The sequence below is a fragment of the Microbacterium oxydans genome (assembly GCF_006540085.1).
In the GTDB taxonomy this organism is placed as follows: Bacteria; Actinomycetota; Actinomycetes; order Actinomycetales; family Microbacteriaceae; genus Microbacterium; species Microbacterium oxydans.
Genome location: NZ_BJOG01000010.1, coordinates 126,236 through 139,377 on the forward strand (window position 1 = coordinate 126,236; position 13,142 = coordinate 139,377).

15 protein-coding genes are annotated in these 13,142 nt (G+C 69.7%); 8 read left to right on the forward strand and 7 right to left on the reverse strand.

Features of this window, described 5'->3' with window-relative positions:
* Nucleotides 1-15: 15 nt before the first annotated feature.
* Nucleotides 16-888, reverse strand: a complete 873-nt coding sequence (locus MOX01_RS18380) for a PHP domain-containing protein (RefSeq protein ID WP_141370997.1) — start codon at nt 886-888, stop codon at nt 16-18.
* A gap of 119 nt (nt 889-1,007) precedes the next feature.
* Here MOX01_RS18380 and MOX01_RS18385 point away from each other — a divergent pair, with 119 nt between their 5' ends.
* Genes MOX01_RS18385 through MOX01_RS18395 form a run of 3 tightly spaced genes read left to right on the forward strand, consistent with a single transcriptional unit; the run spans nt 1,008 to nt 4,406 of the window.
* Nucleotides 1,008-2,030: an endonuclease/exonuclease/phosphatase family protein gene (locus tag MOX01_RS18385; protein WP_141370999.1), complete on the forward strand. Its 1,023-nt coding sequence runs from the start codon at nt 1,008-1,010 to the stop codon at nt 2,028-2,030.
* A 36-nt stretch (nt 2,031-2,066) separates the two neighbouring features.
* Complete coding sequence (locus MOX01_RS18390; RefSeq protein WP_141371000.1) at nt 2,067-3,488, forward strand: aminopeptidase P family protein; 1,422 nt, start codon at nt 2,067-2,069, stop codon at nt 3,486-3,488.
* Between the two features lie 9 nt (nt 3,489-3,497).
* Nucleotides 3,498-4,406, forward strand: coding sequence for a phosphotransferase (locus MOX01_RS18395; RefSeq protein ID WP_058631831.1), 909 nt, complete (start codon nt 3,498-3,500; stop codon nt 4,404-4,406).
* A gap of 6 nt (nt 4,407-4,412) precedes the next feature.
* Here the strand turns inward: MOX01_RS18395 and MOX01_RS18400 are convergent, their stop codons facing one another.
* Together MOX01_RS18400 and MOX01_RS18405 are read right to left on the reverse strand one after the other, a co-directional pair.
* Nucleotides 4,413-5,075, reverse strand: a complete 663-nt coding sequence (locus MOX01_RS18400; protein WP_058631851.1) for an alpha/beta hydrolase family protein — start codon at nt 5,073-5,075, stop codon at nt 4,413-4,415.
* A 25-nt stretch (nt 5,076-5,100) separates the two neighbouring features.
* Nucleotides 5,101-5,805 carry a YflT domain-containing protein gene (locus MOX01_RS18405; protein ID WP_230977838.1) on the reverse strand — a complete coding sequence of 235 codons (705 nt, stop codon included), beginning with the start codon at nt 5,803-5,805 and terminating at the stop codon, nt 5,101-5,103.
* 85 nt (nt 5,806-5,890) lie between these two features.
* Between MOX01_RS18405 and MOX01_RS18410 the strand changes: the two genes are divergently transcribed.
* From MOX01_RS18410 to MOX01_RS18425, 4 genes are read left to right on the forward strand one after another with little or no spacing between them, the layout of a single operon-like run.
* The gene (locus MOX01_RS18410; protein WP_046749559.1) at nt 5,891-7,159 is read left to right on the forward strand and encodes a magnesium transporter MgtE N-terminal domain-containing protein; all 1,269 of its coding nucleotides are present in this window, start codon (nt 5,891-5,893) and stop codon (nt 7,157-7,159) included.
* Entirely contained in the window at nt 7,159-7,671 is a 513-nt protein-coding gene (locus MOX01_RS18415; protein WP_045263089.1) for a DUF1003 domain-containing protein, read from the forward strand. The genes MOX01_RS18410 and MOX01_RS18415 overlap by 1 nt, the downstream gene beginning before the upstream one ends.
* Nucleotides 7,668-8,789 carry an Mrp/NBP35 family ATP-binding protein gene (locus tag MOX01_RS18420; protein WP_141371002.1) on the forward strand — a complete coding sequence of 374 codons (1,122 nt, stop codon included), beginning with the start codon at nt 7,668-7,670 and terminating at the stop codon, nt 8,787-8,789. Before MOX01_RS18415 ends, MOX01_RS18420 begins: the two co-directional genes overlap by 4 nt.
* 19 nt (nt 8,790-8,808) lie before the next feature.
* A complete protein-coding gene (locus MOX01_RS18425) occupies nt 8,809-9,303 on the forward strand; it encodes a YcxB family protein (RefSeq protein ID WP_141371004.1) in 495 nt (164 codons plus the stop codon).
* 34 nt (nt 9,304-9,337) lie between these two features.
* Here the strand turns inward: MOX01_RS18425 and MOX01_RS18430 are convergent, their stop codons facing one another.
* Entirely contained in the window at nt 9,338-9,727 is a 390-nt protein-coding gene (locus MOX01_RS18430) for a twin-arginine translocase TatA/TatE family subunit (RefSeq protein ID WP_061018124.1), read from the reverse strand.
* An 89-nt stretch (nt 9,728-9,816) separates the two neighbouring features.
* Here MOX01_RS18430 and MOX01_RS18435 point away from each other — a divergent pair, with 89 nt between their 5' ends.
* Nucleotides 9,817-10,455, forward strand: coding sequence for an O-methyltransferase (locus MOX01_RS18435; RefSeq protein WP_058633170.1), 639 nt, complete (start codon nt 9,817-9,819; stop codon nt 10,453-10,455).
* Nucleotides 10,456-10,572: 117 nt separating this feature from the next.
* Here MOX01_RS18435 and MOX01_RS18440 read toward each other — a convergent pair whose 3' ends face one another.
* The 3 genes from MOX01_RS18440 to dapE all read right to left on the reverse strand — a co-directional run bounded on the left by MOX01_RS18440 (nt 10,573) and on the right by dapE (nt 13,113).
* Nucleotides 10,573-10,746 (reverse strand): DUF3117 domain-containing protein, encoded by a 174-nt coding sequence (locus tag MOX01_RS18440; protein ID WP_071328210.1) that lies wholly within the window; start codon nt 10,744-10,746, stop codon nt 10,573-10,575.
* 94 nt (nt 10,747-10,840) lie between these two features.
* Entirely contained in the window at nt 10,841-12,058 is a 1,218-nt protein-coding gene (locus tag MOX01_RS18445; protein WP_141371006.1) for a hypothetical protein, read from the reverse strand.
* A complete protein-coding gene (gene dapE / locus MOX01_RS18450; protein ID WP_141371008.1) occupies nt 12,040-13,113 on the reverse strand; it encodes a succinyl-diaminopimelate desuccinylase in 1,074 nt (357 codons plus the stop codon). Before dapE ends, MOX01_RS18445 begins: the two co-directional genes overlap by 19 nt.
* Nucleotides 13,114-13,142: the final 29 nt, after the last annotated feature.

Genomic DNA, 13,142 nt, shown 5'->3' on the forward strand with positions numbered 1-13,142 from the left:
ACAGAACGCCGAGGGTCAGGGAAAACGCGGGGCGATGCCGGTGCCTCGTGCTATGAGCCTGGACACCATCTCCTCGGAGGTCGTGTTCTCGCCAGGGCGGTTCGGTTTGCCGGTGCCGTGATAGTCGCTCGATCCGGTGACGATGAGGTCGTGCTTCGCGGCGATCTCACGCAGCACCCGCTTGCCCGACTCCGTGTTCTCCCGATGCTCGACCTCGAATCCGCCGAGCCCCGCGGCGACGAGTCGCTCGATGAACGGCACGGGCATCATGCGGTCGCGACCCGCCGTCACGGGGTGGGCGATGATCGCCACTCCCCCCGCGTCCGTGATCAGACGCACCGCCGTCAGCGGATCGGGCGCGTAGTGCGGCTCGTAGTAGCCCTCGCGAGGGTGCAGGATGCCGTCGAAGGCCTCCGTCCGGTCCCGCACGATGCCGCGCGCGATGAGGGCGTCGGCGATGTGCGGGCGCCCCACGGTGGCATCCCGCGTTGTCTGCGCGACCACGTCGTCCCACTGCAGGTCGTAGTCCCGCCCGATGTTGCGCACGATGCGCTCGGCCCGGCCGATCCGATCGCCGCGGATGCGATCGGTCTCCGCACGCAGCGCCTCGTCCTCCGGGTCGAAGAGGTACCCGAGCACGTGGACGCTCCGCCACTCGTGCTTCGCGGAGAGCTCCATCCCCGGGATGAACGTCATACCGAGCTCGACAGCCGCATCTCCGGCCTCGCTCCACCCCGTGGTGCGGTCGTGATCGGTCAGCGCCAGAGTACGCACCCCGTGCGCATGCGCCTGGGCCACCACCTGGGCCGGCGACTCCGTGCCATCGGAATGGTTGGAGTGCAGGTGCAGGTCGGCGGGACCGGCGAACCCGGGGGACGAAGTGGCCATCCTCCGAGCGTACCGAGCATCCGCGGCCCCAGGCCCGCTCAGGCACGCCCCATCCCGCTCAGGCTCGGCACGGATGTCGAGGCAGGGACTTCCCAGGCGGCGCTCCTAGGCTGGAGGGGATGTTTCGTCTCCTGGGGATCCTCTTCACCGTGCTTCTCGCGATCGCGACGGCGATCGTGGTGTGGCCGCAGTTCTTCCGTCTGGAACAGACGTACCCGTTCGCGCAGCTGGTATCGGCGCGCGGTCTCGTACTCGGCGGATTCCTCGTCGTCGCGACCCTGGCGCTCCTCCTCCTGTTCGCCCGCCCGCTGAGGGGGTTCGCCGCATCGATCCTCATCGTGGCGCTGCTCGGCGCGGGCGCGACCGCGGCCATCGGAGCCGTGCGCGGCTTCGGATCATCCGCGCTCCCGGAGAAGACCGACGGCAGTGTGCGCGTGCTCACCTGGAACACCGCGGGCGAGGCCGTCTCCGCGGAGGTGATCGCGCAGCGGATCCTCGATCAGGGAGCCGACATCGTCGCGCTCCCGGAGACGACCGAGGCCGTCGGCGAGCGCATCGCCATCATGCTGCGCGAGCAGGGACATCCGATGTGGGTGCATCACGTGCAGTTCCGACCGGATGTGCAGGACGGCCCGCAGTCCTGGCACACCACCGTGCTCGTCGCTCCGGACCTCGGCGAGTATTCCGTGATCGAATCGGCCAAGGACGGCACGAGCAACACCGGCTCCGTTCCCAGCGTCGTGCTCATGCCGACCGATGGGACCGGCCCCACGATCGTCGCGGTGCACGCGGTGGCCCCGCGTATGGAGGAGATGCAGCAGTGGCGGAGCGATCTGCAGTGGATCGCCGATCAGTGCCCGCAGGGTGACTTCATCCTCGCCGGCGACTTCAACGCCACCGTCGATCACATGGCTCCGCTCGGAGTTGAGGGCGGCGACATCGGATACTGCCGCGATGTGGCCGCCCGCACCGGGAACGGACTCACGGGCACGTGGCCGAGCTCGCTGCCCGCCCTCGCCGGTGCACCCATCGATCATGTGATGGCGTCGCAGAACTGGTCGCCGAGCGGTTCCGTCGTGCTCGACGATGCCGGCGGAAGCGACCACCGCGCCCTCGTCGTGCAGCTCGAGCCCGCCGGCTGAGTCCCACGCCTGCCCGCCAGGTGACAGACTGGAGGGATGAGCACAGGAGAGCGCGACACGATCGCAGAGCCCACCGTCGAAGCGTCTGCCGAGAACGGCACGACGAACCGCAAGCAGCCGTTCCCGCAGGGCTTCCTCGACACCATCTCCACCGGCTGGGCCGAGCGTCCGGAGACGCTCCCTGCCCCGCGCGCGCAGGCCTCATACGCAGCCATCCGCCGCGCCGCCGTCTCCGCCGCGTTCCCCGGCAAGCGTCTGGTGATCCCGGCAGGCTCGCTCAAGCAGCGCAGCAACGACACCGACTACGTCTTCCGGGCGCATTCCGCCTTCGCGCACCTGACGGGGTGGGCTTCCGATGCCGAGCCCGACTCCGTCCTCGTCTTCGCGCCGACCGAGAACGGTCACGACATCACGCTCTTCTTCCGCGAGCGTGCCGACCGCACCACCACGGAGTTCTACGCCGACGCGACGGTCGGCGAGTTCTGGATCGGACCGCGCCCCTCCCTCGCCGGCGTCGCCGCCGACCTCCAGATCACGACGGCGCACCTCGACGAGCTCGAGGCGGTCGAGGGCGAGCTCGTGCTCGACGAGGACGAGGCGCTGACCCGTTTCGTCTCCGAGCTGCGTCTCATCAAGGACGAGTTCGAGATCGCAGAGATGCGCCGCGCGGTCGAGATCACGGCGAACGGCTTCGACGACATCATCCGTGAGCTCCCCGCTGCGACGGCGCACGCCCGCGGCGAACGCGTCGTGGAGGGTGTCTTCCACCGCCGCGCACGCGAGGACGGGAACGGCGAGGGGTACGACACGATCGCCGCATCGGGGCCGCACGCCTGCTACCTCCACTGGACCCGCAACGACGGGACCGTGGTTCCCGGTGATCTGATCCTGGTGGACGCCGGCGTCGAGGCGGACAGCCTGTACACCGCCGACATCACCCGCACCCTGCCGGTCTCCGGCACGTTCACCGAGGTGCAGCGCCGCGTCTACGAGACGGTCCGCGAAGCAGCGGATGCCGCGTTCGCCGCTGCCAAGGTCGGGGTGCGCTTCCGCGATGTGCACGGTGCCGCGATGAAGGTCATCGCCGAGCGCACGGCCGAGTGGGGTCTGCTCCCCGTCACAGCGGAAGAGGCTCTGGACGCCGACAAGGGCGGTCAGCACCGGCGCTACATGGTGCACGGCACCTCGCACCACCTCGGAATCGACGTGCACGATTGCGCGCAGGCCCGCCGCGAGATGTACTACGACGGCATCCTCGCACCGGGCATGGTGTTCACGATCGAGCCGGGGCTGTACTTCCAGATCGACGATCTCACCGTGCCCGCCGAGCTCCGCGGCATCGGCGTGCGCATCGAGGACGACATCGTGATGTCCGAGGACGGTCCGGTGAACCTCTCGGCCGGCATCCCGCGCACGGCCGACGAGGTCGAGGCGTGGATCGCACGCCTGCAGAGCTGACCTCGTCGGATGCATGAAGGGGAACTAGCGCTCGACACGGCGGCGGCGGCACGCCTGATCGCCCGGCGGTTCCCCGAACTGCGCGGAGAGCCGGTGCGAGCCGTGCCTCTCACGGGGACCGTGAACAGGATCATCCGCGTGGGCGGGGAACACGTCGCCCGGTTCCCGCTACTCGGGGCGACGGAGACCGAGCTCGCGGGCGAGGCCGCCGCTCTCGACGAGTTCGCCGCCGCCAGTCCCTACCCCGCGCCGCGACCGTACGGGATCGCCGCGCCGTCGCCGGAGTTCCCCTCGGCCTGGGCGATGCAGACCTGGGTCGAGGGCGAGACGGCGGACCCTGCGCGCTCCGCCGCCGCCCCGGCGTTGGCGCGCGACCTGGCCTCGCTGATCCTGGCACTGCGCGCCGTCGACCTCCGCGGACGCACCTTCGACGGCAACGGTCGCGGCGGACGCCTCGGCGATCACGACGAGTGGGTCGCGCACTGCCTCGCCAGGAGCGCGCACCTGTTCGATGCGCCACGCGCCGAGAGGCTCTGGGGCGCGCTGCGGGAGCTCCCGTGTCCCGTCGCGGAGGTGATGAGCCACAGAGACCTCACCCCGTTCAATCTCCTGGTCGCCGAGCGTGCGGATGAGACGCGACTGGCCGGCGTGCTCGACGGCGGAAGCTTCGGACCCGCCGATCCTGCCCTCGACCTCGTCGTGGCCTGGCATCTCTTCGACGCACCGACACGGCGCATCCTCCGTGACGACGTCGGCGCGGACGACGTCGAATGGCACCGGGGCGCGGCATGGGCGCTCCAGCAGGCGCTCGGGCTCGGCTGGTACTACGAGGCCTCGAACCCGATCATGAGCGCACTGGGCATCTCGACGGTGCGACGTCTGCTGGCCGATGCAGGTCTCTCCGCGCTCATCGACTGACCGCTCTCAGCCGGATCGGCGAGCGCGGACGAACTCCGCGACGATCGGCGCGAGTGACGCTCCGATCTGCTCCGCCGGGCGCTTCCGCCCCTTGACCTCGAAGGTGTGCCCGCCGCCATCGACCCAGACGACGCGCGCATCCCGACAGCTCGCGACCGCTTCCTCGAACTGCGAGAGGGGCTGGATGAACGGATCGTTGGTCCCCTCGACGAAGAGCTGCGGCACCGTGATGTCCGGCAGATGCTCGATGCGCGGCTTCTCGGGCCGCCCCGGCGGATGAAGCGGGTAGCCGAGGTAGGCGAGCCCGTCGACACGCAGCCCTTCGGCGACCGCCATCGACGCCATCCGCCCGCCGTACGACTTCCCCGTCGCCCAGACGGTCGCCGCGGGGTCGGCCGAGCGGGCGAAGGCCACGACGGCGTTCCAGGTGGCGATCGCATGCGGGGCGGGACCGGGCATGCGTCGTCCCTGCTCGACGTAGGGGAAGTTGAACCGCAGAGTCGAGAAGCCGCTCTCGCTCAGCGCATCGACGTAGCCCGTCAAGAACGGATGGTCCTTGCCCGTCCCGGCGCCGTGCGCGACGATCACCGTCGCGCCGTTGTCGCCGGGGGCCCAGTCGGCGGACACCGCCGCGGGTCCGGTCGGCAGCTCGACCTGGATCTCGACCATCAGGCGGCGGAAACCGGCACCGACGTCATGCCCGCTCGCCCTGGACTCCGTCGGAGTCCGGGCGGGGATCGGGAGTGTGCTCCGGCTCCACCGGCTCCACCGGCTCCGCCACCGGATCTGCCGGGCGCGGCGGGATGACGGGTTCCTCGGGCGCAGGGACGGGCTCGGGCGCCGGCGTGGCTTCCGGCACCGTTGCCCCAGGAGTGATCCGCTCGCCGTAGCGGGGCGGTTCATCGAGGTTGACGGGGGGACGCACCGGTGCGACCTTGTTGGCCCCGAGCACCTGACGGGCCTTGCCCAGCGAGGAGGAGAGCACCGTGACCTCGTAGTGATCGGCGGCGAACTGCGTGACACTGGCGAAGTCTCGGCGACGACGCACGATCGCATAGGTGATGAGGCTCAGGAGCATTCCGACCGCGACGCCGATGAGCACGAAGCCCAGGAAGAGCTGGATCGGCACCTCGGGGTTGCCCAGCACGAGGATCGCGGCGAGGAAGAGACCGATCAGCACGCCGTTGATCGCGCCGGAGCGCGCTGCGGCGGCATAGCCGAGCTTGCCGGTCACCCGCTCGACCGTGCGCACGCTCTGTCCGACGATGGCGATGTCGCGCGCGGGCACCTCCCCCGCGATCAGCTTCGAGACCGTCTTCTGCGCGCTCTCGTAGTCGCGCATCGACGCGACGATCTCGCCGGTGTCTGTGCCGCTCGCGGGCCGGTTCAGCATGCTCATCCGGCTATTCTTCCACGCGCGCCGATGGACGGCCCGAGGCGCGGCCATCCCGCCGGAGACCTGAGCCGCCGACTACTCTGGAGAGGTGAGCACACAACGGGTATTCGCCGCGCGCCTCGCCGGGTGCGCCGTCTTCGATCCCGTCGGCGACCGGCTCGGCAAGGTCCGGGATGTCGTCGTCGTGTATCGAAGTACCGCGGCACCCCGCGTCATCGGCCTGGTCGTGGAGATCCCGGGGCGACGACACGTGTTCCTCTCGATCGGACGCGTCACCTCGATCCGCTCCGGCCAGGTGATCACCACGGGCCTGATCAACGTGCGCCGCTTCTCACCCCGCGCCGGTGAGGTCCGCGTGCTGGCGGAGATGCTCGGGCGACGGGTGAGCTTCGTCGACGGCAGCGGCACCGCCGTGATCGAGGACATCGCGATCGAGCCCAACCGGCTCGGCGAGTGGGCGATCAGCCAGCTGTTCCTCCGCCGACCCAAGACCAGCGCCTCTCCCTTCGCGAAGGGCCCGACGACCTTCGCCGCCTGGAGCGAGGTGACGGAGCAGCGCGCTCCCGGCGAGTCGCAGTCGGCGGAGCAGCTCGTCGCCTCGTACTCCGAGCTGCATGCGGCCGACCTCGCCAACACCCTCCTCGATCTCCCGCAGCAGCGCATGATCGAGGTCGCGGAGGAGCTCTCCGACGACCGCCTCGCGGATGCCCTCGAGGAGATGCCCGAAGACGAGCAGGTGCACATCCTCGATCGCCTGGGAGACGAGCGCGCGGCCGACATCCTCGACCAGATGGAGCCGGACGACGCAGCCGACCTCCTCGCGCAGCTGGCACCGGACCGTCTGGAGCAGCTCCTCGAGCTCATGGAGCCGGAGGAGGCCGAAGACGTCAGGATGCTGCTGCGCTACGGCCCGGACACTGCCGGCGGTCTGATGACCCCGGAACCGATCATCCTGTCCGCCGATGCCACCGTGGCCGAAGCGCTCGCGCTGATCCGCCGCCACGAGCTGCATCCGGCCCTGGCCGCCGCGGTGTTCGTGACGCTCCCCCCGTTCGAGACGCCGACGGGGCGCCTGCTGGGGCTCGTGCACTTCCAGCGGATGCTGCGCTACCCGCCGCATGAACGGCTCGGCGCGATCCTCGACGACAGTCTCGAACCCGTGCCCGTCACCGCCTCCGCCGCCGAGGTGGCACGCCTCCTGGCCAGCTACGACCTGGTGTCGCTCCCGGTGATCGACGCGGCGCACCGCCTGGTCGGAGCGATCAGCATCGACGACGTGCTCGACTACCTGCTGCCCGACGACTGGCGCTCGCACGACAATGACGACGCCGCCGCTCCGGCGAAGGAGGTGCGCTGATGCCCCGCTCCCCCCGCCTCGACGCGCCAGGGCGCACGACCACTCGCCCCAGGGCGACCTCACGCGACCGCTTCGGCCGTTTCACGGAGTGGGTCGCGCGGGCGATGGGGACGCCGGCGTTCCTCCTGATCCTCACCCTGTTCTGCGTGCTGTGGATCGTGTGGAACACCCTGATGCCGGACGAGTTGCGCTTCGACGACGCCGCGCTCGGGTTCACGGCTCTGACGCTCATGCTCTCGCTGCAGGCCTCCTATGCGGCACCCCTCATCCTGCTCGCGCAGAACCGTCAGGACGACCGCGACAGGGTGCAGATCGAACAGGACCGCCAGCGTGCAGAGCGCAACCTCGCCGACACCGAGTACCTCGCCCGCGAGATCGTGGCGCTGCGGATGTCGCTCGAGGAGCGCAATTCGCAGGTCGTGACGCGCGACGTGCTCCGTCAGGAGCTCAAGGCTCTTCTCGCCGAGCTCGAAGAGTCTCCTGAGAAGACCCGATCCGGCTCCGCATCGTGACGGCGGTGGAGCGCGTCCGATCCGCCGTCGCCGCTGTGACGGATCCCGAGCTGCGTCGTCCCATCGGCGATCTCGACATGGTCCGCGACATCTCGGTGGAGGGTGATCGCGCACACGTCGGCATCGTCCTGACGATCGTGGGCTGCCCCGCCGCTGCCAGGATCGAGACGGATGTGCGCGAGGCTGCAGCCTCCGTTCCCGGTATCGCCGAGGTCGAGGTCGAGGTCGGCGTGATGACTCCGACCGAGCGGAAGGCGCTCACGGAGAAGCTCCGCGCGGGCAGGCCGGCACGGCACATGCCGTTCGGCCCCGACTCCCTCACCCGCGTGATCCTCGTCTCCAGCGGCAAGGGCGGCGTGGGCAAGTCGACGGTCACGGCCAACCTCGCGGTCGCCCTCGCCGCGCAGGGTCTCTCCGTCGGGCTCGTCGACGCCGATGTGCACGGCTTCTCGATCCCTGGCCTGCTCGGCATCCCGGCAGGCACGCAGCCGACGCGCATCGACGACCTCATGCTCCCCCCTGTCGCACACGGCGTGAAGACGATCTCCATCGGGATGTTCCTCCGCGACGGCGAATCCGTCGTCGCGTGGCGCGGTCCGATGCTGCACCGCACGGTGTCGCAGTTCCTCACCGACGTGTTCTTCGGCGACCTCGATGTGCTGCTGATCGACATGCCACCGGGAACGGGCGACATCGCCATCTCGATCGGCCAGCTCCTCCCCCATGCGGAGGTGCTCGTGGTCACGACGCCGCAGACCGCCGCCGCCGACGTCGCCATCCGCAGCGGACTCGTCGCCCGGCAGACGGGCCAGCACGTCATCGGCGTCATCGAGAACATGGCGGCGTACACCCTCCCCGACGGCACTGTCGTCGACCTGTTCGGCTCCGGAGGCGGCGCGGCCGTCGCCGAAGCACTCTCCGAACCGGAAGCCGCGGTCCCGCTGCTGGCATCCATCCCGCTGAGCCCCGCCCTGCGCGAGGGCGGAGACACCGGACGGCCGATCGTCTCCGACGACACGGACGATGCCGCAGCCGTGACCATCCGCGGCCTCGCGAGCGCGCTCGCGCACCGGGGCAGGGGTCTCTCCGGCCGATCCCTGCCCATGTCGATCCGCTAGGGATTGGGAGGATGCTCGGATGCCTGCACGTTCCCTGACCGTCGACGAGAGCCTGCTGCGACGGATGGCACGCGACGCCGCGATGTACTCGCTGACCCGTCCTGCGGCCATCGTCATGTGGGTCGCACTCGCGGCGGCGCTCGTCTTCAGCGTCGTCAACCTCACCGCGCCGGTGGCTCCGGGGGAAGAGGGACCTTACGGGGCAGGCTGGATGCCCGTGCTCATCGTCGCGCTCGCAGGTTTCGCCGTGTTCATGTCGGTGTCGGGGGCGCGCACCGCCGTGCGGATCGCGATGCCCGTCGGGACACGCGTGTGGGTGTCACTGGAAGACGAGGGTCTGCAGATGGGAAGCGGGCGACGTCGCTCCGACATCGCGTACCGCACGTTCCAGAGGATGCACGTGGGAAGGGACGCGGTGCTGTTGAAGCTGCGCGACACCTCGGCCGCGACCGCGATACCCCGCGAGCTGCTGACGGACGACGACATCGCCGCTCTCCGCTCCCGGATCTCCTAGCCCTCTCCCGCGGACCCCTGACGTCGCAACCTGATCAGGTCGCCTCGGGATCGAACGGCGGGCGGTTGGTCGCGCTGAACTCCTGCGGGACCGCGCGCGTGGGGGCGATGGAGCCTGCGACCGGCTCCGCGATCGTCGCTGTGGCCTGCATCGGGGTCGCCGGCTGCGGCTCTTCCATGAGGGCATCGCGGATGATCCGACGCGGGTCGTACTGGCGGGGATCGAGCTTGCGCCAGTCGACGTCGTCGATCTCGGGGCCCATCTCCTCGCGCACCCTCGACTTGGTCGCACGAAGGTACTCGCCGGCCTTGCGGACCATGCGGGAGAAGCTCTCCGCTGCGCGCGGGAGACGCTCGGGGCCGATGATCAGAACCGCGATGAGGCCGATCAGCAACAGCTTCTCGAAGGTGAGCCCGAACGTCATCTCTACAGGCTACCGCCGCGCCTGCGGTCCCCGCACTCGCGGACCGAATACGCTGGAGAAGATCACAGGCAGGCAGGGAGATACAGGCCATGAGCGAGCATGACGCGAACGCGCGTTTTCTGCGCGAGTCCATCGTGGAACCCGACGCCATCGCTCGCGCCCGTGCGCACGCGCTCGAGCTCGGGGCCATGCCCGTCAGCGCGTCCGTCGGCTCTCAGATCGCTGTGCTCGCCGCCGCGACCGGCGCCAGGTCGATCGTCGAGATCGGCACGGGTGCCGGTGTCTCCGGACTCTGGCTGCTCCGCGGCGCGCCCCAGGCCGTGCTCACCTCGATCGACAACGAACCGGAGCACCTCGCCGCCGCGCGGCAGGCCTTCTCCGACGCGAAGATCCCCTCCACGAGAGCACGTTTCATCACGGGGCGTGCGATCGACGTGCTCCCGCGCATGAACGAGAACTCCTACGACATCGTGCTGGTCGACGCCGACCCCGAGCACGTCATCGAGTACGTCGAGCACGGTCTGCGTCTCGCACGCACCGGTGGCCTCGTGCTCGTGCCGCGTGTCCTGGCGGGCGGCCGCGTCGCCGACCCGGTGCAGCGCGACGAGATCACGGCCGCCTACCGATCCCTCGTGCAGGAGACGCAGGAGTCTTCGGCCGTGCTCGCGACGCTCTCCCCCGCGGGCGAAGGCCTGCTGCAGCTGATCAGCCTCGCAGAGCGCGGCTGATCGCACGGATTCCCGATGGAGGCGGCGCCGACCACGCAGGTGCCGACCCAGGAAGAAGGGCGGTGGTTCCGAGGAACCACCGCCCTTTCGGATCCGCTGACGCGGATCCCTGGTCGATCAGGCCGGTGCCACGACGGCGCCAAGCACGTCGTGAAGCTCCTTGGCCTCGGCGTCGTTCACGGAGACGACCAGGCGGCCGCCGCCTTCGAGTGGAACGCGCACGATGATGAGTCGTCCTTCCTTCACGGCTTCCATAGGCCCGTCTCCGGTCCTCGGCTTCATCGCTGCCATCGTGGCTCCCTTTCCTCCGGTGGTATGGGATGAGTTTATCGGGTGTCACCGGAACCTGGAGGTCACGGAGCAACAATTGGGTCGAGCTCCACGGTCACGGGACCTGCCAGAACGTGTTCCCGAGCCCATACACGTGATATATCCAGACCCATTGACCGACCAGACATGCCGCCAGGACGCCGAGACGCCAGAGCCGAGACCGCGACACGGCGACCGCGCCCCACAACGGACTGAGCGGGAGCAGCAGGCGGAAGGTGCTCGACTGGGGGAAGAAGACAGCGAGCAGGTAGAGCAGATAGCTCGCGCTCCAGAGGCGAAGATCGACGCCGAGCGCCCGTACCTGCGGTGAGAGCAGGAGCACTGCGGCGGCACCTGCCACGATGAGCACCAGGGCGATGGGCCCCCACCACTGCGGCAAGCCCCAGAGACCGAACCAGAACTGCGACGCCTGGATCCACCCCTCGAAAGGGATGAACCCTTCGACGCCGCCGGTGATCCAGTGCTGACGCCAGGCGAGCTCGGTCGCGAGATACGCTCCCGCATCCCCTGTCGCGATGCCGGCGATCACCTGCCAGGCGAATCCGCAGACGGTCGCGAGCGCCCCGAGCGCGAGGATGTGTGCGATCTCCCTCCCCACCAACGGATCGTCGCGGCGACGGATCCAGCGCACCACGCCGTGCAATCCCAGATAGAGCGCGAAGGCGAGGACGCCGGGGCGGGTGAAGGCCATCGCCGGGATGAGCAGATACAGCCAGGCGTACTTCCGCCGCGCCGTCATGTCGAGGGCGAGGAAGAGCAGCAGGAGGAACAGCGTCTCGGCGTATCCCACCTGGAACATCGCCGCGATCGGGCCGGCCGCGAAGAAGACCACTGCCCACAGCGCAGCGGAATCACCGATGCGCTCGCGCAGCAGCCGGTGCAGCACGAGGCACGCCAGGTATCCGGCCCCGAGAGAGAGGAGGAGGGCGCCTGCTCCCCAGGAACCGAGCACGAGACCGATCCCCTTGGCCGCATATGCGAACACCGGCATGAAGGCCCAGGCATTCTCGGCGACGTCGCCCGCATCCGTGAGCGGCAGCTCTGTCGGGTACCCGTCCTCGGCGACGAGCCAGTACCACTGCGCGTCCCAGCCGAGCACGAAATCGATCAGGCCCGCCCCGGCGCCGAAGCGCGAGGAGGAGGTCGACAGCGATGCGGCGATGATGAGGAGCACCGTCGTCACGACCCGCGCCCCGAGGTAGATCATCACGACGCGCAGCGCGATCGGCGCCTTCGCCCAACGGCGCGCTGCGCTCAGTGCGAGGTGAGCCATGCGCGCAGGCCCCGCTCCACGGCGTCGATCTGCGCGAGCGGCACGCGCTCCTCATCGTGGTGGGCCAGGTGCGGGTCGCCGGGACCGTAGTTGACGGCGGGGATCCCCAGAGCGGAGAAGCGGGCGACATCCGTCCAGCCGTACTTCGGCCGCGGCTCCGCACCGACGGCGGCGACGAACTGCTTCGCGATCTCCGCGTCGAGGCCGGGACGCGCACCCTCGGCGGCGTCGGTGATCTCGACGTCGAACCCCGCGAGGACTCCGCGCAGATGTGTCTCGGCCTCAGCCGCGGACTTGCTCGGCGCGAAGCGGTAGTTGACCTCGACCTCGCAGGCATCGGGGATGACGTTCCCCGCGACGCCACCTGCGATGCGCACGGCGCTCAGACTCTCGCGGTACAGCAGCCCCTCGACCGGCACCTCCCTGGCCCGGTACTCGGCGAGCCGGGTGAGGATCGGCGCGGCACGATGGATCGCGTTCTCCCCGATCCATGCCCTCGCGCTGTGCGCCCGGACGCCCGACGTGCGCACGGTCGCCCGCATCGTGCCGTTGCATCCGCCCTCGACCTCGCCGTTGGAGGGCTCACCGAGGATCGCGAAGTCGGCCTCGAACAGGTCGGGGCGGACGGCGGCGAGCAGCCCGAGGCCGTTCTTCGACGCCTCGACCTCCTCGTTGTCGTACCACATCCAGGTGATGTCGATCGCGGGTTCGACCAGCTCCGCAGCGAGCTTCAGCTGCACCGCGGTCCCTGCCTTCATGTCGACGGTCCCACGACCCCAGAGGTACGGCACACCGTCGATCTCGATGTCGCGGGTGGGGAGGTTGGCATTGATGGGCACCGTGTCGATGTGCCCGGCGATCGCGACGCGCTGCGCGCGACCGAGATCCGTGCGCGCGATGACGGTGTTGCCGTGGCGGAAGACCTGCAGGTGCCCCAGCGGCGTGACGGCCGCCTCGATGGCGTCGGCGAGCGTCTTCTCGTCTCCGGAGACGCTGGGGATATCGCAGATCGCACGGGTGAGGTCGACGGAGGACGCGGTCAGATCGAGCACCATGGGTCAAGACTACTTACCCGTCATGCGTG

Excerpts from the sequence above, each read along its gene's own strand:
- dapE (WP_141371008.1), bottom strand. The coding sequence starts at position 13,113 with ATGGTGCTCGATCTGACCGCGTCCTCCGTCGACCTCACCCGTGCGATC.
- MOX01_RS18445 (WP_141371006.1), bottom strand. The coding sequence starts at position 12,058 with ATGGCTCACCTCGCACTGAGCGCAGCGCGCCGTTGGGCGAAGGCGCCG.
- MOX01_RS18415 (WP_045263089.1), top strand. The coding sequence starts at position 7,159 with ATGCCCCGCTCCCCCCGCCTCGACGCGCCAGGGCGCACGACCACTCGC.
- MOX01_RS18405 (WP_230977838.1), bottom strand. The coding sequence starts at position 5,805 with ATGAGCATGCTGAACCGGCCCGCGAGCGGCACAGACACCGGCGAGATC.
- MOX01_RS18380 (WP_141370997.1), bottom strand. The coding sequence starts at position 888 with ATGGCCACTTCGTCCCCCGGGTTCGCCGGTCCCGCCGACCTGCACCTG.
- MOX01_RS18395 (WP_058631831.1), top strand. The coding sequence starts at position 3,498 with ATGCATGAAGGGGAACTAGCGCTCGACACGGCGGCGGCGGCACGCCTG.
- MOX01_RS18440 (WP_071328210.1), bottom strand. The coding sequence starts at position 10,746 with ATGGCAGCGATGAAGCCGAGGACCGGAGACGGGCCTATGGAAGCCGTG.
- MOX01_RS18400 (WP_058631851.1), bottom strand. The coding sequence starts at position 5,075 with ATGGTCGAGATCCAGGTCGAGCTGCCGACCGGACCCGCGGCGGTGTCC.
- MOX01_RS18435 (WP_058633170.1), top strand. The coding sequence starts at position 9,817 with ATGAGCGAGCATGACGCGAACGCGCGTTTTCTGCGCGAGTCCATCGTG.
- MOX01_RS18385 (WP_141370999.1), top strand. The coding sequence starts at position 1,008 with ATGTTTCGTCTCCTGGGGATCCTCTTCACCGTGCTTCTCGCGATCGCG.
- MOX01_RS18430 (WP_061018124.1), bottom strand. The coding sequence starts at position 9,727 with ATGACGTTCGGGCTCACCTTCGAGAAGCTGTTGCTGATCGGCCTCATC.
- MOX01_RS18390 (WP_141371000.1), top strand. The coding sequence starts at position 2,067 with ATGAGCACAGGAGAGCGCGACACGATCGCAGAGCCCACCGTCGAAGCG.
- MOX01_RS18425 (WP_141371004.1), top strand. The coding sequence starts at position 8,809 with ATGCCTGCACGTTCCCTGACCGTCGACGAGAGCCTGCTGCGACGGATG.